The following is a 17855-nucleotide window of genomic DNA, read 5'->3' as shown; positions in this document are numbered from 1 at the left end:
TATAGATGAAAGAGTTCTTTCCAAGCCTCTTCATTTTTAACGATTGAGTAAACTTCCAACATAGCGAAGTAGCTCATTTGCAGATGTAGAGTTATAGCCATGTTCGTCGATTAGTCTGGCGATGACTTCATTCACTTTTTTGAGTTGCGATTCATCCGGTGTTTTTACGGATGTTGTGATTTTCACAATGTCCTTTAGATCCGCAAACAGCTTTTTCTGAATTGCTTCTCTTAAACGTTCATGTGAATTGTAATCAAACTTTTTGCCTTTTCGGGCATACGCCGAAATACGGATAAGAATCTCTTCTCTAAACGCCTTTTTGGCATTCTCTGAAATGCCGATTTGCTCTTCAATGGAGCGCATCAATTTCTCATCAGGTGTCATTTCTTCTCCTGTTAGTGGATCACGCAATTTATTCTTATTGCAATACGCTTCAACATTATCTAGATAATTATCCATTAATGTTTTCGCGGACTCATCGTATGAATACACAAATGCCTTTTGCACTTCTTTTTTGGCAATATTATCGTATTCTTTTCTAGCCGTTGAGATAAAGTCCATAAAGCGCTCGCGTTCTTCTTTTGAAATGGATGCATGCTGATCCAAGCCATCTTTAATTGAACGAAGAACATCTAAAGCATTAATTGACGTCAGTTGTTTTCTTATAATAGCCGAAGAGATCCGGTTGATTACATACCTTGGATCAATACCGCCCATTCCCTCATCCGTGTGCTCATTTTTGAGTTCCGCTAAATCTTGAGAGTTAAACCCTTCGACACTCTCTCCATCATAAAGCCTAAGCTTCTTAATTAAATCGATGCCTGCTTTATTGGTGTCTTTTAGTCTAGTTAAAATGGTGAAAATAGCAGCTACCCTTAATGCATGCGGAGCAATATGAACATGAGACAGGTCACTGTCATCAATCATTTTTTTGTAGATTCTCTCTTCTTCACTTACCTTTAAATTGTATGGAATTTTCATCACAATAATCCGAGAGTGCAAAGCCTCGTTTTTCTTATTGGAAATAAAGGTTTTATACTCAGATTCATTGGTATGCGCCACAATGAGTTCATCTGCAGAAATTAAGGCGAATCGTCCCGCTTTAAAATTTCCTTCTTGGGTTAAGGAAAGTAAGTGCCATAAGAATTTTTCATCACACTTTAACATCTCCTGAAACTCCATCATCCCACGGTTTGCCTTGTTTAATTCTCCATCAAAGCGATAGGCTCGTGGATCAGACTCAGATCCGTATTCAGCAATTGTGGAAAAATCAATGCTTCCAGTTAAATCTGCAATATCCTGTGATTTCGGATCTGATGGGCTAAAGGTACCAATTCCTGTTCGCTTATCCTCTGAGAAGAATATACGTTCCACGAGCACATCTTCAATGCGACCTCCATACTCTTCTTCTAGCCTCATCATATTTAATGGGGATAAATGCCCTTCAATTTTTGCTCCATACTCCTTTTGAAAATCTGCACGCAGATGTTGCGGAATTAAATGCAGTGGATCTTCATGCATGGGGCATCCTTTGATCGCATAAACCGCCCCACGATCTGTCCTTGAATACTGCTCTAAACCGCGCTTCAACATGGTAACCAATGTTGATTTACCACCACTTACAGGACCCATTAGAAGAAGAATTCTTTTTCTAACATCTAATCGTTTCGCAGCAGAATGGAAATATTCTTCTACTAGCTGTTCAATGGATTCTTCTAAACCATAAATCTGTTCCTTAAAAAAAGAGAACGTCTTCTTTCCATCCTTTTCCTCCACTCCAGCATCATGAATCATATTGTACACCCTGGAATGAGCGGTTTGTGTCACATAAGGTTTTTCCTTAATTAGCTCCAGGTAATCCTCAAATGTTCCTTCCCACTTTAGGCGCTCTTCTTCTTCCCGAAAACGTTCAATTTTTTTAAGTATACTCACAATACCCCTCCATCCTCGTCGATCCGAGATTAGTAAATTCTATGCACGTAAGGAGTCGAACATGCCCTTTTTTGTTTGATAGCTTTTGAAGTCGACTCACGAATAAAGTCGCAGTAAAATTGACTGATCACCTGTAAATTCCAGCATTTCAATGGTATACTTTAGGAAAATAGCTTACAAAGAAAGTGAGATTAGTATGAGACAAAGTACAGGCTGGCTGCTCATCGCTGTTTTATGTGCTTCATTTGTCCTTTTGTTAACTAGAGTTGGGGCAGAAGTGAATGACGTTGAGACGTTATCAGAGGCGTTTGACCAAAACATTGAATTAGAAGAGCTATTTCTCTCCTCCAATAGTTATATTCTTGATTCAGAGGGACGGTTGATTTCTGAAGTGTACCGAGACACTAATCGGATCTACAAATCATATGACCAGATTCCTCAACTTTTTATAGATTCTTTTGTTGCCACAGAGGATCGCCGATTTTACGAACATGATGGCTATGATACGGCAGGAATTGCAAGAGCCTTTGTGGCCAATGCACAAAGCAGTGAATTAGAACAAGGTGGTAGTACGATTACACAGCAACTTGTTCGTAATATTTACTTAAGCCATGACCAGACCTACCAACGTAAATTAAGCGAAATCTTGTATTCTCGTGAAGTAGAAAAACGTTATACGAAAGATGATATTCTTGAACTCTACTTAAATTCCATTTTTTTTGGTCACCAAGCTTACGGAATTGAGGCAGCAAGCCAATATTACTTTAGTAAAAGTAGTGCTGACCTATCCCTCGCACAAGTTGCATTTTTGACGGCCATTCCGAATAACCCGAGCTTTTTTGATCCGATTGATCATCAGGAAAGAACCGAGGATCGTAAAGGCTGGGTATTAAAGAAAATGCTTGATGAAGAGAAAATTACAGAAGAAGAATATGAGGAAGCATTGGAGGAATCCATTGAGCTTGCTGTTCAAGAACGAACGGATATGTTCCCTGACTATGTGACGTATATTCGAGATGAATTCAGAGATTTAGTTGCAGAAGAAGAAGGCTTCTCTAATTTAATTGCAAAAGCTACAACATCCGAAGAAAAAGATACATTAAACGAAGAGTTAGATGCAAAGGTCCAATCTTTACTTGATGAAGGCATTGCCATTCATACTGCGCTCAAACCTTTACTGCAGAAAAAAGCAGTGCAATCGATTAGTCAACGTATTCCGGATGAAACGATCCAAGGTTCATTAACAGTCATTGACAATGAAACCAATCAGCTCGTTGCGTTAACTGGAGGAAAAGGCTACGAGAAGTTTAACTTTAACCGTGGCTATCAAGATTTTAGACAACCCGGTTCATCGATTAAGCCATTACTTGCCTTTGCACCATACGTTGAAGAAACAGGTGTCGGGCCATCAGCAAAGATTGATGGTAAGAATAAATGCTACCCAAATGGTCCAGAAGACTGGTGCCCTAAAAACTATGATAATAAAGAGATTGGGATGGTTACATTAAACCAAGCTTTAGCAAGCTCTTATAACACGGCAGCCGTTGCCCTAATAAATAAAACAGGACTGGAAACATCCTACTCTTACCTCGACAAATTTAACTTTGAAAAAGTAGGAGATATCGACAAGCAGAACTTCGCATCCGTTTTAGGTGGTTTTCGTACCGGGGTATCTCCACTTGAACTAACAAGAGCTTATACAACCTTTGCACACGACGGTGTCTATAGTCCTGCACACGGTATTACAGAGGTAAAGGACGGTGCTGGAAATGTGCTTTATAGCTGGGATCAACCTGAAACTCAAGTCTGGAGTAAAGCGACCAACGATAAGATGAGGCAAATGCTTGCTGCGGTAGTTACTAACGGAACAGGTCGTTCGATCAATGTTTCTGCTCCTTATGTCGGAGGAAAAACAGGCACAACATCCAATTATAATGAAATTTGGTTTGCAGGACTTACCGATCAATATACATCTGCTATTCTTATTGGCCGTGACCAAACATCAGGTGGTCCTAAAAGTATCGAAGGTTTCTCTAGATCAAACCCACATCAACAAATATTTAATGACATCATGAACTAAAAAAAGGATCCCAAGGGGATCCTTTTTCTCATTTTTTATGAGGATTGCTGTCATAACCTGCTGAGAAAATGGCTACTAGAAAAACCGCACATACTCCTAAAATTAAAGCTGTTCCCATCTTTTCTGCCTCCTTGCTGAAATCTACCTGTAATTACTTATATTATACTGGAATGAAACCCTTTTGAAAAGGCTTACCATGTCATCAGTCCATTGCTCACCAATCATTTAACCCTCTATCTTTGGTCTGTTAGACTAGGTCATTGGAAAGTAGTACTTGCCTATTCCTCCCAGTATCTGTACAATCAAAACTATACATAATGTACTTTTTAATCGTGAAGAACAGGAGTTTATCACTAATGTCGAATCGTTACCTTACTGGGCATTTTGCTCTAATATCCATCATATTATTTAGTTTATCGCTTTCTTTTTATGGTCAAAGCTTTATTTTATCTCAGCTTGAGAATTTCGGAGTTTATGAAGGAATGCTTGAGTTTTTCACTGAAGGTGGCATCAAATTAGCGATCCTTTTTTTATTCCTTCTTATCTTCTTTATGATTTTCTCAGCGTTAAAGCTAATTGCAGATACAACAATTCAGTTATCTATGCTGTTTTTTTCAAAGGATGAGGATGGCTCAGAGCTAAACAAGGTTCGTGCAGGTTCGTGGATCTTCTTAGGAGCAAGTTTACTTTCTCTTTTACTTATGCAAGAAATCTTTTTTATCGTTGTTATTTTTGTTGCTGCGTGTATCATCTATTTTATGTTTTTTGTGTACAAAATCTACGATTCACTTAGTATTCTTAGTTTAATAGGATTTGTCTTTTTTCATGTGGTCTTTTGGGGCGCCTTCATATTGGCTGTAGGATACACAAGCCTACGTTTGTATAATAGCTTTATTCAGAGTATTCCCTTCTAGACAAGAGCTTATAACAAAAAAGCGTAGTGACCATCGATTGATGGCACTACGCTTTTTTGATGTGTTAAATCCCCTGGAAACCTTGCTGTCTTATTGCTTCGTATATCACAATGGCAGCTGTATTCGACAGGTTTAAGGAACGAACCTTATCCGTCTGTGGAATTCGAAGACAGTTCTCCTTATATTGATCGATAATCTCTTCTGGTAAGCCAGTCGTTTCACGGCCAAACACAAAAAAGATTTCCTCATCTGGATTAGAATAATCAAAATCACAATACGTTTTGGTCCCTACTGTTTCGATCAAATAAATAGATGATTGAGGGAAACGTTCTGTAAGTTCAGCAAACGAATCATAATAATGAATCTTCACATTTGGCCAATAATCGCATCCAGCACGCTTAAGCATTCGATCGTCTGTTGAAAATCCAAGAGGTCTAATTAAGTGCAGTGATGTATTCGTTCCTGCACATGTTCTAGCAATGTTTCCTGTATTTGCAGGAATCTCTGGTTGATACAAAACAATATTTAAACCCAATCGGTACACCTCGTTTTAAATGTAAACTACAAACGTTAGTATACCACGATCAAGTCAAAACAAAATATACAGAGTTCCTATGTGACCATAATTCTGAAAAATTTATATTTAATTTCAGGTGTCCAAGCCGTCGAATCCTCATATGTCCAATACCTCATCCGACTGTTTACCGTTTGTGCATTCACAAGTGGTTCATTATTTTCATCTTTAGCGACAACCATTGTTGTATGCTGCCACCTGCCATCCCCTGTAAAGTCATAGCAAATCACATCTCCTAGCTGTAACTCCTGTGCTGTTGCCTTCTCTTCTCCTCTTAGTCCAGATGTTGAACCGCTCAGATACCATCTTAATGAATGCGCAACTGTCCAGCTCAAACTCCAGCTTGCCCCTTCCGTCCACCACCCTTTGCTTTTTTGTCCACTCCTATTCATCGGTGCTCCTCCAGCATGAAGGCATTGAGAAATAAAGTTCGTACAGTTATCAGTGAATTTATTATATGTGGGATTATAATCATTCCACCATCTTTCTGCATACCGAACAGCTTCTCTGCGGTTATATCGATTTTTTGTTCGCAGAGAAGACGCATCCTCTCCTTGCTGATCAATCGGTAGTGGAGCCTTTGGATCAAGATCAAGAGGCTGTATAATGATCTCTTTGTCCGTTATAGGGTTGCCCTTTTCAAACAAAACACGCCTAAATTCCTGTCTCTCTTCAACGTATAATTGATTTTGTTGCTTATACAACCACTCAAAAAAAACCGTATAGTCAACGATTGTTTGTTGATCCACCTTATGCATTCGCGTAATGGTACCTGATGCTTTTGAGTGAACAAGTGCGACATGACGTCGTTTCTGTACATTTTTACTACGTTCTAGTCCATTACTTTGATCCGAACTAGTCTCAACAAATGCTTGATTTCGTTGTTTAGCTAATAAATGAACAGCTTCTACAATCGATTGATCCATGCAACTGCCTCCTTATATCCCCTCATACAGGCTATTCAGAAGCTGCTTGACTCATTCAAATATATTAATGTATAATAATTCATATAAAATTATAAATATACACAATGTGGAAGGATGATCTTCAATGTATTTCACACGCCTAGCTACTTCCTCCGATGTGCCTGCTATGTGCGACTTAATGCATCAAGCGTTTGCTACCTACTCAAATCCACCATCAAGTGCACTTGATGAGACCATTGCATCTATAAATACACGGCTTCAAAAGGGTGAAAAGGCTGCGTTACTTTTTAATGTTCAGGGTCGCCTTCTTGCCATGGTTCGCTTTGTTCAAACAAAGGAATCGCTTTTTTTCTTCCGCTTTTCTGTTCACCCCGACTGTCAAGGTTCAGGAATTGGAAGCCTCTTGTTACGCTGGTTAGAAACATACGCGACTAAGCAAGAAATTTCTACACTAACATGTAAGGTTCGAAAAAATGTAACTCAAAATCTACTGTTCTATCAGAAAAATGGCTACATAGAAGATACTGAATGGCATCCAGAATCGACAACTTCTACGGCCGTCTTGAAATGCAAAAAAACCATTCCTTCCATAAACAAAAAAAAGACGTGCATTTCCTCTTAACTTAGCAGTTGAGGTGATGCCGTCTTATCTGTTTAATGAGTTAATAGATGCTCTCTTGATCCTTCATGAATAAGAAGCATTTCCTTTTTATCAAGTCCTCCACCGTAGCCAACCATAGAGCCATTGCTGCCAATTACACGGTGACAAGGAATAATAATTGGAACAGGGTTTCGGTTATTCGCACCACCAATTGCCCGCACTGCCTTTGGAGCACCAATTGCCTCAGCAATTTGTTTGTAGGATCGGGTTTCACCAAACTTAATTTCTTTTAGTGCATCCCAAACTCGCTTCTGAAAAAGAGTTCCTGTTAAATCAACAGGTACATCAAACGTTAGGCGATGACCAGAGAAGTACTCTTCTAATTGTTCTTTAGCCTGTGAAAGAGTCTCTGAACATTGCTGCCACTCCCCACTCATGCCAAGCTTTAAGAGTTTTGCTCTCAGTGATGCATGAATACTTTCAATGGATCCAAAATGCAGATGGCAAACACCTTGCTCTGATGCAACAATGGTTAATGGTCCAATTGGACTATTCATTTCGTCCACAAAACAAGCGGAGCGATTGTTCATCCCATACTCCTCCTCTCATCATACTAGGTCTCTATCATTCTACCCTAGGTCATTCGGACAAGCTAGCTCCTTGTTACGTTTGTTTCCAACAAATCCAGTCCTTTCTTGATCTCAAGCAGCACTTCCTCGTCTTTTTCTTTTATTTCCGCGTCTTTTAGCGCTATTTCTTCCTCCGTAGTACGACCAATTTTGCCAATCGCCCATGCAGCAGTCCCTCTAATAACTGGACGCGGATCATCGGTTAATAATTTTTTTAACACTGGCAAAGCAGATTCTTCCTTAAAATGAGCAAGAGCAATAATTGCATTACGTTGAATAGGTTTTTTGCCTCTCCAAGAACCAGAGATTTCTCCAAACTGTTCTTTAAATTCACGATTGCTCATTGTTAATAATGGAAGCAAACGTGGTTTAGCGATTTCAGGATCTGGCTCCATCTCAGGGTGATTATGAACATCCATGCCTTTATTTTTCGGACATACTTGCTGACATGTGTCACAACCATATATACGATTACCGATCTTCTGTCGATATTGCTCCGGTAGGAACCCCTTGGTCTGCGTTAAGAAGGCGATACACTTATGTGAATCAAGCTGCCCACCTTGTATTAGGGCTCCGGTTGGACAGGCATCTATGCACTTGTTACAACTCCCACATTGATCGGTAATAGGTGTATCCGGCTCGAAAGGTAATGTTGTAAGCAAATCACCTAAATACACATAGCTGCCAAATTCAGGTGTAATAATCGCGCAGTTTTTAGCGCTCCACCCAATTCCCGCTCGTTCAGCGACAGCACGGTCTGAAAGTGCTCCTGTATCAACCATCGATACCGTACGCGCCTCAGGGATTTTTTCATTTAAGAAATTCTCCAGTTTTTTCAGGCGATCTCGCAAAATATCATGATAATCTTTGCCCCAGGATGCCCGGCAGAACATACCGCGTCGATCGCCTTTTTTGCTCTTTGGCGGATTTTTCATTTTAGAAGGATACGCCAGTGCAATCGAAATAATCGACCTTGCCTTGGGAAGACTAAGCTCTGGGTTTACACGCTTCTCAATATCTGGTTCTTCAAAGCCAGATTGGTATCCAAGCTCTTGTTGTACTAGTAATCGATCCTTAAGTGTTAAAAATGAATCCGCAGAAGCAAATCCTATTTTATCGATCCCGATGGTTTTACTGTATGCAATGAGCTCTTGTTTTAACTGGGCGTTTGTCATGCCCGAATCACCTTTCTCTCAAGCTCTTTAGAAAAAGAGCGTTTCAGTTAATCTCATGAATTATTCGTGCTATGCTTACTAAAAAAGGAGGACTTGTCCCTTGTTAGACGCTACGATTCATAATCATATACATACCAAAATACCGAACCTTACTTTTGGAATGATTTCTTATCATCATATCGCGATTGGTGCTTCACCACAAATGATACAAGGTCGAATCAGGTATTTTCAAGAGGTACTTGCTGTTAACTTAGAAGAACAAGAACTAACTGACTTTGAAGGGATTTCTGCCTGGAGAGAGATTTTTAAAACATTGGGTATCTCCCCTTCACGCTATCGCCCTTCACAGGAAGCCCTATATCGTCGCATCAAAAAAGGAGGGTTTTTAGAAGCGGCTCATTCTGCTATCGATCTGAATAATTTCTTCTCACTTGAATATCAGATACCAATTGGCATATATGATGCTGAGAAGATTGATGGACCAGTAGAATTTAAGATCGGAGAGCCTGGCGAAACCTATGACGGCTTAAATGGTCGTAGCTTTTCAGCTGAGGGCAAACTTATAACGACAGATCAATCCGGTGCATTTGGAAGCCCAATTGTTGACTCCACTCGTACCTCTGTCAGTACAGACACAACAGAAGCGATCCAGATTTTTTATTTGAATCCTGCGCTGAATAATGAAGAGGCTAACCAGTTACTCGAACGAGCTGCACAGATGTTCACACAAGTTCATGGTGGTCATGCCGAATGGAAAATTGTTGGTGAGTAGGTTTAATTCTAGTCAATTTTGGGATGCTATTAGTGATTCATTACAATAGGAGGTCCCATTCATGACACAAGAAAAAATATCTCTCATCTTAAACAGCCAAGTATCAAATTGGAGTGTTTTATTTACAAAACTACACAACTACCACTGGTATGTAAAAGGTCCACAATTCTTCACTCTCCATGAAAAGTTTGAAGAGCTGTATAATGAAGCATCTGGTTATATTGATGAACTTGCAGAACGACTGCTTGCACTTAAAGGTAAGCCACTAGCAACAATGAAAGAACACCTCGAAACCGCATCTGTAAAGGAAGCTGAAAAAGAGCTTTCTGCTGAATTGATGGTAGAAGACATCATAGGTGACTTTACTCTCTTAATTGAAGAATTAAAAGAAGGTATGGAAGCAGCCGATAACCTTGGTGATCAAACAACAGCAGATATGCTTTTGGCCATTCATCAATCACTTGAAAAACATAATTGGATGCTCCGATCCTTTTTACGGTAAGTATCGCAAAAAAGCTGACCTCAATGGGCCAGCTTTTTTAGATAACTAAGATTGATTGAACATAATGATAGAGAAGATTTCCTGTGTGCTCAAGTGAGTCACGATGCGTGCGCTCATACGCGTGAGACGAATCAATTCCAGGACCAACTAACCCATGAACAATATCATGACCAGAGCGAATTGCCGCAGAAGCGTCTGATCCATAAAAAGGATAGATATCAAGCTTATAATCAATACCATGCTTCTCCGCTAATTCGACCAAATGCTTACGGAGCAAATAATGATAAGGACCGCTTGCATCTTTCACACAGATAGACGCAGAATATTCATCGGTTGTCTGACCATCTCCCATAGCTCCCATATCTACAGCAAGGTATTCGACTGTTTCCGGAGAAATGCTCGCATTTCCTCCATAGCCAATCTCCTCATTATTAGAAATTAGAAAATGAGTCGTATAAGGTAAAGTAAGTTCTTCTTCCTTTATTTGCTTAATTAATTGTAGAAGGAGTGCCACACTTGCCTTATCATCTAAGTGTCTTGATTTGATGTACCCACTTGATGTCTCTTCAACACGCGGATCAAACGAAACAAAATCTCCTACCTCAATACCTAATTCCCGAACTTCATCAGCAGAATGAACTCGCTCATCTAAACGGATTTCCATATTCGTTTGATTTCGCTCTGCTGTACCAGCGTCTTTATACACATGAACAGACGTCTGATGCATAAGAATAGTCCCCGTATATTTCTTTCCAGAAGACGTTTCAATCTGACAGTATTCCCCTTCAATTGCGTTATAACGAAATCCACCAATCAAATCCATACGTATCCGACCACTTGGTTTAACCTCTTTCACAATCGCTCCCAGTGTATCAACATGAGCTGTCAGCATCCGATGCTGTGTCGTGTCCTTACCAGGAATGGTTGCCAGAAGGCCACCTTTTCGGTTCAGTTTATTCTCAACACCTAAATCAGTAAGAAACGACTGAACAAACTCAATCACCTCAAACGTATTTCCCGTAGGACTCGGGATCGTAACAAGCTTCTTTACTATATCAACAGTTTCTGAAATTCGATCTTGCGCCATCTTCATTCCTCCCTTATGTACTCCATGTATACGATACCGCTTTGCCATGCAAGTTTCAACTATCTTAGAGCGATAGCTGATGATGAACCTTTTTGATTTAGTAGGAGTTCTAGTTGTGGAGATTGGTTGTCTTGTTTGCGGATTTTCAGTTCTTTTTAATGATATCTAGCTCTCTTCACTGATTCCCAACCCTCTTAAAATCAATCCACCCCCACACACAAAAAAATAGCCCCAGAAGCCACAACAATCGTGACTCCTGACACTACTTTAAACCGTTTAGATTAATTTCACTGAGATATATTTTGTCTCAAGATATTCCTCTATCCCTTGGTGTCCACCTTCGCGTCCAAGGCCACTTTCTTTCCATCCACCAAATGGTGATTGGGCAGCAGATGGTCCTCCATCATTAATTCCGACTATGCCATACTCAAGTTTTTCAGCCAGTTTGATGGCACGGCTAAGGTTTTGTGTAAATAAATAAGCTGCTAAACCGTATGGTGTCGCGTTAGCTCGTTCAATCGCTTCTTCTTCTGTTTTAAACGTCGATACAGGAGCCAGTGGGCCAAATGTTTCTTCAACCATACACACCATGTTATCAGTTACGCCAGAAATGATCGTAGGCTCAACGAATTGGCCATCCTTGCGATTTCCACCATATACGACACGTGCACCTTTATCTTTTGCATCTTTGATATGTTCAAGTACTTTATCAACAGCATCGTCATCAATTAGAGGACCGATATCTGTTTTTTCATCTAGCCCTTCGCCGACAACTAGTTTTGAAACAGCGTCAGCAAACTTTTCTAAAAAGACCTCTTCAATTTCCTCAGCTACTAAAATCCGGTTGGCGCACACGCAGGTCTGTCCACCATTTCTGAATTTTGACGCCACTGCTTGCTCCACCGCATTATCAAGATCTGCATCGCTCGTTACGATTAAAGGCGCATGCCCACCTAACTCAAGCGATAATTTCTTCATTGTTTCTGATGCTCCATTCATCAATTGTTTACCAATTTCCGTTGAACCGGTGAATGTGAGCTTACGTACGCGACTATCTTTCTGCCAGGCCTCAGAGATCTCACTGGAGCTTCCTGTAATGACATTAATGACACCCTTCGGAATTCCTGCTTTCTCTGCTAGTTCCACTAACTTTAAGGCGGTAAGTGGAGTTTGACCTGAAGGCTTTAATACCGTTGTACAACCAACTGCAAGTGCCGGCGCAAGCTTTCTTGTAATCATCGCTGCTGGGAAGTTCCAAGGAGTGATAGCTGCCACAACGCCAACTGGCTGCTTCACCACAAATAACCGCTTATCTGAAGCTGATGCAGGGATGGTCTCACCATAGACACGTTTTCCTTCTTCTGCGTACCATTTTATAAAGGAGTTTGCATACCCAATCTCACCTGAGGCTTCTTTTAATGGTTTTCCTTGCTCCTCTGTCATCGTTCGTGCCAGTTCTTCTTGATTCTCTTCTATTAACGCGTACCATTTTTCAAGTAATGCTCCACGTTCATAGGCTGTTCTCTGTGACCATTCAGGAAAAGCAGCATGGGCTGCATCGACCGCAGCCGTGGCTTCCCTTTCCCCACCTTTAGGTACTTGATCAACCACTTCACCATTTGCTGGATTAATCACATCAACCTTCTCTAACTGATTGCCAGTCCATTCACCATTTATATAAAATTCCATAAGATTTGAATCCTCCTTATTTTATCTCTCCTTTACTGTTCCTGTTTTTAAATAAATATAAACCATTTAATAGAGCATCTCACCTAGCGGACCATCATCACGGATAATCGATTGTAGCTCATAAACTGAAATTGGGAAGTACGTAAATCCGTACACATAAGCCTGTAGATCATATAAGTCAAAATAAAGAACCAAAGACTTATCAGCGATATACCATTTTTGATTAGCAGTTATTCCCGTAAAAGGATTTAATAAATCTAACTGCCTTTGCTTTATTTGCGCTTCAATGATTTTATTTAATGTTTCTGTATAATAAATGCCTCCTTTAAATAAGTCACCCAGACTATAGATCTTACCTGTTGAGGTATTCATTGTTAGTGTCTCTTGAACCGTCATACCGTGCGCACCACCACTATAGTAATACAGACGATTCATTAGGCTAAGAATATTTCGTTGATTGTTTTTAATCTCAAACCCACCTGTAAGTGTAGTATCCTGAGGTGGGTCGTAATAACCTGAATCTTTAATCATACGATGAACTTGTTGATTAATCGCTTGATTCAAGTCATGCTGAATCATTGGTGTTGGTAATCCCGCTAGTTCCGGATAATAAATATCAAGTCTTGGAGACAACATATGTCGTACTGCAATTTGCACAGGTAGAATAGAGGTGTTCATGCATACACTTCCTTTTTAGTTTTTATAGAAGTCTATGCGAAAGAACCCGCTGATATCAGCGGGTTCTCAAAACATCCTTATTCAGGTGACGTGACAAATTGTTTACGCGCTTGCTTAGCAGCATCAACCATCACTTTTAATGCTTCTATCGTTTCCTTTTCTTTACGAGTCTTCAGACCGCAATCTGGGTTAATCCAAAATAATTGTGGATCAAGTACCGATAAAGCACGGCTAATGTTACGGTCAATTTCTTCTTGAGCCGGAACACGCGGGCTATGAATATCATATACCCCAAGGCCAATCCCTTTATTGTACGTAAAGTCTTCAAAGGCAGAGATGAGCTCGCCATGACTTCTTGACGTTTCAATTGAAATTACATCAGCATCTAACGCATCAATGGATTCAATAATCGCTTCAAAATCCGAGTAACACATATGCGTGTGTATTTGTGTTTCTGGCTTTACAGTAATGGTTGATAAACGGAATGCATCAACAGATTGTGTTAAGTAAGCTTGAGATTTACTTGCTTTCAATGGAAGTCCTTCACGGATAGCTGGTTCATCGACTTGAATTAAGTTAATGCCTTCTTTCTCCAATTCCTCGACTTCTTTACGAAGAGCTAAGGCAATTTGGTTCACCACTTGGCCTTCCGGAATATCTGTACGTGGAAACGACCAATTAAAGATCGTAACAGGTCCTGTCAGCATTCCTTTAACAGGTCGATCTGTTTGTCTTTGAGCGTATGCCGTTTCCTTCACAGTCATTGGTTCAACAAACGCTACATCACCATAGATAACAGGTGGTTTCACGCAGCGTGATCCATAGGATTGGACCCAACCAAATTTTGTAAATTGAAATCCAGCCAGCTTCTCACCAAAGAATTCAACCATATCTGTTCGTTCAAACTCACCATGAACAAGGACATCTAAATCAAGATCTTCTTGAATTTTAATCCATTTATCAATTTCATCACGGATAAATTGTTCATACTGTGCCGATTCAAGTTCGCCTTTTCTCCACTTCAAACGTTGCTGACGTACTTCTTTTGTTTGTGGAAAACTACCAATCGTTGTTGTTGGTAACAGTGGCAGTTGATATTTCTCCTGTTGTAAGCGCAATCGTTCTGGCGCGTCAATGGAACGAGTTGGAACGGACGTACCCACCTCTGAGAGCAACGCACGAACCTCTTCATTATTACGACTAGATGACTCATTTAATGCTTTCACGGCAATTGCACTTGCTTCAAGGCTCTCTTCATCGCTCTCATCATTCGCAACATTTGTTAAAGCAACAAGTTCTTCAAGCTTCTCATCGGCAAAGGAAATACCTGCTTTTAAGATCTCAGGAAGTTCTTGCTCTAGCTTCACGCTGACCGGAACATGTAGCAAACTACACGACGGCTGAAGAATAAGCTGTCCTTCTCCAACAATGACACTCAGCTGATCGACTAAGTCTTTGACCTCTTTCAGATCTGCCCGCCAAACATTCCGCCCATCGATGATACCTGCTGCAAGAATTTTACCTGTTGGTAGACCATATTTGATCAACTGCTTAAGTGATTCACCATCATCATGCACAAAGTCTAAGCCGATACCCTGCACCGGAAGATTCACAATTGCTTCATACTCATCTACAGCTTCAAAATATGTTTGGAGCAAAATATTTAATTCAGGCGCCGCAACATCTAACTGCGCGTACACTTCTTGTAAGAAATCAAGGTCTGAAGAAGATACCTCACCATTTAAGAAGGGTTCATCAATTTGCACCCATGCCGCCCCCGCATTATTAAGCTCTTCTAAAAGCTGAGCATAAAGTGGGATAAAGGAACGAATCAAGTCTTTTTCTGATTGTCCTGTTTGATTTTTAGAAAGCTTTACAAAACTAACCGGTCCTAGGATCACTGGTTTGGTTTCGATACCAAGCTCAGATTTAGCCTCGTTATATAGATCGAGTACACGATTATGTACTAGTGTAGTTGGTGCAGATGTGATTTCAGGAACGATATAATGATAATTTGTGTTATACCATTTGGTCATTTCTGAGGCAACAGCAGAATCTGTTCCACGAGCTACAGCAAAATACGTATCGACATCCACTTTCCCTCCATCATAATTAAAGCGATCAGGTACAAGACCAAATGATACTGCTGTATCAAGAACATGATCATACAAACTGAAATCGCCTACTGGAATTAAGTCAATGCCTGCTTCCTTTTGCTTACTCAGGTTCGAAAGTCGAATGTCTTTTAGGGAATCAAGTAATTCTTGCTCAGAGATGTTGTTAGCCCAAAAATTCTCAAGGCTTTTTTTCCATTCACGTTTTTCACCAATTCTTGGATATCCAATGTTTGAACTTCTTACCTTTGGCATGTTCTCACTCACTCCTAAAATATAGTCTCTCAACGTAACAAACTCTAATGACAAACCACCTAAGCAGAATCACTCTAAGGGAAAAGAAAAATGCCTCCTTCTAATAAGAAAGAGGCATTGAATAATCTCAATTTACGTACCCCTTATCTTTCAAAGTGTTCCCACCTTGCTGGATTTAGCACCTTTTCATCTCTGAATGGTTGCTGAAGCTTCACAGGGCCAGTCCCTCCGCCTCTCGTTATAAGAGCATTTCATTATGTTATGTTGAATTGAATCTACTTTAGCATGAGATAAACTAAGTGTCAAAACAATTTTGATTGTTTAAAAAAATTCGTCAAGATTTGCATTTCTAATCCTGACTATGGGAGAATAGAAAAGTTCCGTATATCAACTTATAGAAAGGTATGAATCTATGACAGAGGAAACTCAGGATAAACCTACCTATCCAACACGAGCCATTGTAGGCATAATACTAGGCCCACTACTCTTTTTGTTAGCATATTTTTTGATCCCATCTAGTCAATTAGAGCATGCACCTAGGTTTGTACTAGCTATCACATTACTCATTGCTACCTTTTGGGTAACAGAAGCCATCCCTATGGCAGCAACATCTTTAATTCCGCTAATTTTTATACCATTAGTTGGAGCCGCAGATATTGATACTGTAGCAGCTTCTTATAGTAGCCCAACAATATTTATGTATGGTGGCGGATTTGTCATTGCTATTGCGTTGCAAAAATGGAATCTACATAGAAGAATTGCACTCAATATTATTGATTTAATTGGTACACAGAGTCAGAGAATTGTTTTAGGAATTATCATTTCAACTTCATTACTCTCTCTTTTTGTATCAAATGCCGCAACCGCTTTAATGATGTTACCTGTAGCCTTAGCACTGATTTCTGAGGTCAAAGAAAAAGAGATTTTAACTGGGAAAAGTATGACCCATTTCTCTAAAAGTATTTTGCTAGCTGTTGCCTATGCGGCAACAATTGGTGGACTAGCCACTCTTGTAGCAGCGGTTCCAAATGCTGCGTTCGCAGAGATTGCGAGAAGAGAGCTAGACCGAACGGTTGCATTTTATGAATGGCTTTTATTTGCGGGTCCAATCGCATTAACTATCCTTGTCTTTCTTTATTTCTATCTGACAAAAATGAAATTTAAGGTGGATGCTGGGAACCAGGATCAAACCATTGATTTCATTAAAGAAGATAAGAAAAAGCTTGGTAAGATGTCTCGTGATGAAATCTCAGTAGCAATTATCTTTGGAATTACCGTATTTCTATGGGTATTCAAATCGTTAGTCTTCCCTGAAAACATTGCAGCGAATATGCATGATGGAGCTATTTCTGTATTTGGTGCAGTGGCCCTCTTTTTTATACCGAGTACAAAAAGAGGAGAGCGCATCTTGGAATGGCGTGATTTAAAAGAACTACCTTGGAGCGTTCTGATCCTTTTTGGGGGTGGACTCGCGCTTGCTGCAAGTTTCGGTCAGTCTGGTCTAAACACTTGGATTGGTGAAACCTTACAGCTGTTAGAGCTTTTCACTCCATTTATTATCATTTTGCTTTTGGTTGTCATTGTTTTAGCGATAACAGAAATTTTATCGAATACAGCCGTTGCAAACCTTGTATTACCTTTATCTGTAGGTTTGGGAATTGCAGTTGGAATGGACCCATTATTATTAATGGCTGCCGCTGCATTATCTGCTGGCTCATGCTACATGCTACCAGTAGCTACACCACCTAATACTGCTGTATTTAGTGCCGGTGTTCTCGACATTTCCGATATGGCGAAAGCCGGAGTTTGGTTAAATATCTTCTCCGTCATCGTTATTACACTAGCCGTTTACTTTTGGATGCCGATCGTATTCGGGTTATAAGTTCGAACAAACTAAAAGAGGTACAGTAGAATCTATGTCGATTCT

15 protein-coding genes and 1 riboswitch are annotated in these 17855 nt (G+C 40.0%); of the genes, 6 read left to right on the top strand and 9 right to left on the bottom strand.

Features of this window, described 5'->3' with window-relative positions; translation table 11 throughout:
* Nucleotides 1-36: 36 nt before the first annotated feature.
* Complete coding sequence (locus tag J2S05_RS00230) at nucleotides 37-1932, bottom strand: PrkA family serine protein kinase (RefSeq protein ID WP_306978809.1); 1896 nt, start codon at nucleotides 1930-1932, stop codon at nucleotides 37-39.
* 196 nt (nucleotides 1933-2128) lie between these two features.
* Between J2S05_RS00230 and J2S05_RS00225 the strand changes: the two genes are divergently transcribed.
* Together J2S05_RS00225 and J2S05_RS00220 are read left to right on the top strand one after the other, a co-directional pair.
* Nucleotides 2129-4012, top strand: a complete 1884-nt coding sequence (locus J2S05_RS00225; protein WP_306978807.1) for a transglycosylase domain-containing protein — start codon at nucleotides 2129-2131, stop codon at nucleotides 4010-4012.
* Nucleotides 4013-4368: 356 nt separating this feature from the next.
* The gene (locus tag J2S05_RS00220) at nucleotides 4369-4926 is read left to right on the top strand and encodes a DUF5366 family protein (RefSeq protein ID WP_306978805.1); all 558 of its coding nucleotides are present in this window, start codon (nucleotides 4369-4371) and stop codon (nucleotides 4924-4926) included.
* A gap of 64 nt (nucleotides 4927-4990) precedes the next feature.
* Here J2S05_RS00220 and trmL read toward each other — a convergent pair whose 3' ends face one another.
* Together trmL and J2S05_RS00210 are read right to left on the bottom strand one after the other, a co-directional pair.
* Nucleotides 4991-5461 carry a tRNA (uridine(34)/cytosine(34)/5-carboxymethylaminomethyluridine(34)-2'-O)-methyltransferase TrmL gene (gene trmL / locus J2S05_RS00215; RefSeq protein ID WP_306978803.1) on the bottom strand — a complete coding sequence of 157 codons (471 nt, stop codon included), beginning with the start codon at nucleotides 5459-5461 and terminating at the stop codon, nucleotides 4991-4993.
* 77 nt (nucleotides 5462-5538) lie between these two features.
* Nucleotides 5539-6426 (bottom strand): amidase domain-containing protein, encoded by an 888-nt coding sequence (locus tag J2S05_RS00210; protein ID WP_306978801.1) that lies wholly within the window; start codon nucleotides 6424-6426, stop codon nucleotides 5539-5541.
* 124 nt (nucleotides 6427-6550) lie between these two features.
* On the opposite strand from J2S05_RS00210, the gene J2S05_RS00205 reads away from it, so the two are divergent.
* Nucleotides 6551-7048, top strand: a complete 498-nt coding sequence (locus tag J2S05_RS00205; protein ID WP_306978799.1) for a GNAT family N-acetyltransferase — start codon at nucleotides 6551-6553, stop codon at nucleotides 7046-7048.
* A 32-nt stretch (nucleotides 7049-7080) separates the two neighbouring features.
* Here J2S05_RS00205 and J2S05_RS00200 read toward each other — a convergent pair whose 3' ends face one another.
* Complete coding sequence (locus tag J2S05_RS00200; RefSeq protein ID WP_306978796.1) at nucleotides 7081-7617, bottom strand: methylated-DNA--[protein]-cysteine S-methyltransferase; 537 nt, start codon at nucleotides 7615-7617, stop codon at nucleotides 7081-7083.
* Nucleotides 7618-7679: 62 nt separating this feature from the next.
* Nucleotides 7680-8831 carry a tRNA epoxyqueuosine(34) reductase QueG gene (gene queG / locus J2S05_RS00195; RefSeq protein ID WP_306978794.1) on the bottom strand — a complete coding sequence of 384 codons (1152 nt, stop codon included), beginning with the start codon at nucleotides 8829-8831 and terminating at the stop codon, nucleotides 7680-7682.
* A gap of 100 nt (nucleotides 8832-8931) precedes the next feature.
* Between queG and J2S05_RS00190 the strand changes: the two genes are divergently transcribed.
* Both J2S05_RS00190 and J2S05_RS00185 read left to right on the top strand, forming a co-directional pair.
* Nucleotides 8932-9603, top strand: coding sequence for a B3/B4 domain-containing protein (locus tag J2S05_RS00190; protein ID WP_306978792.1), 672 nt, complete (start codon nucleotides 8932-8934; stop codon nucleotides 9601-9603).
* 61 nt (nucleotides 9604-9664) lie between these two features.
* Nucleotides 9665-10105 carry a Dps family protein gene (locus tag J2S05_RS00185; RefSeq protein WP_306978790.1) on the top strand — a complete coding sequence of 147 codons (441 nt, stop codon included), beginning with the start codon at nucleotides 9665-9667 and terminating at the stop codon, nucleotides 10103-10105.
* 37 nt (nucleotides 10106-10142) lie between these two features.
* Here J2S05_RS00185 and J2S05_RS00180 read toward each other — a convergent pair whose 3' ends face one another.
* From J2S05_RS00180 to metE, 4 genes are all read right to left on the bottom strand, one after another.
* Complete coding sequence (locus J2S05_RS00180) at nucleotides 10143-11192, bottom strand: M42 family metallopeptidase (protein WP_306978789.1); 1050 nt, start codon at nucleotides 11190-11192, stop codon at nucleotides 10143-10145.
* A 276-nt stretch (nucleotides 11193-11468) separates the two neighbouring features.
* The gene (locus J2S05_RS00175; RefSeq protein ID WP_306978787.1) at nucleotides 11469-12881 is read right to left on the bottom strand and encodes an NAD-dependent succinate-semialdehyde dehydrogenase; all 1413 of its coding nucleotides are present in this window, start codon (nucleotides 12879-12881) and stop codon (nucleotides 11469-11471) included.
* 66 nt (nucleotides 12882-12947) lie between these two features.
* Nucleotides 12948-13559, bottom strand: coding sequence for a DUF3298 and DUF4163 domain-containing protein (locus J2S05_RS00170; RefSeq protein ID WP_306978785.1), 612 nt, complete (start codon nucleotides 13557-13559; stop codon nucleotides 12948-12950).
* A gap of 77 nt (nucleotides 13560-13636) precedes the next feature.
* Nucleotides 13637-15928 (bottom strand): 5-methyltetrahydropteroyltriglutamate--homocysteine S-methyltransferase, encoded by a 2292-nt coding sequence (gene metE / locus J2S05_RS00165; protein WP_306978784.1) that lies wholly within the window; start codon nucleotides 15926-15928, stop codon nucleotides 13637-13639.
* Nucleotides 15929-16068: 140 nt separating this feature from the next.
* Nucleotides 16069-16175, bottom strand: a riboswitch (SAM riboswitch).
* A gap of 165 nt (nucleotides 16176-16340) precedes the next feature.
* On the opposite strand from metE, the gene J2S05_RS00160 reads away from it, so the two are divergent.
* The gene (locus J2S05_RS00160; RefSeq protein WP_306978782.1) at nucleotides 16341-17810 is read left to right on the top strand and encodes a DASS family sodium-coupled anion symporter; all 1470 of its coding nucleotides are present in this window, start codon (nucleotides 16341-16343) and stop codon (nucleotides 17808-17810) included.
* Nucleotides 17811-17855 lie beyond the last annotated feature (45 nt).

Origin of the sequence: Alkalicoccobacillus murimartini, from assembly GCF_030813245.1 — a bacterium.
Taxonomy (GTDB): domain Bacteria; phylum Bacillota; class Bacilli; order Bacillales; family Bacillaceae_D; genus Alkalicoccobacillus; species Alkalicoccobacillus murimartini.
The sequence above is the reverse complement of the archived record's forward strand: the minus strand, read 5'-3'. Positions and strand labels throughout refer to the sequence as shown.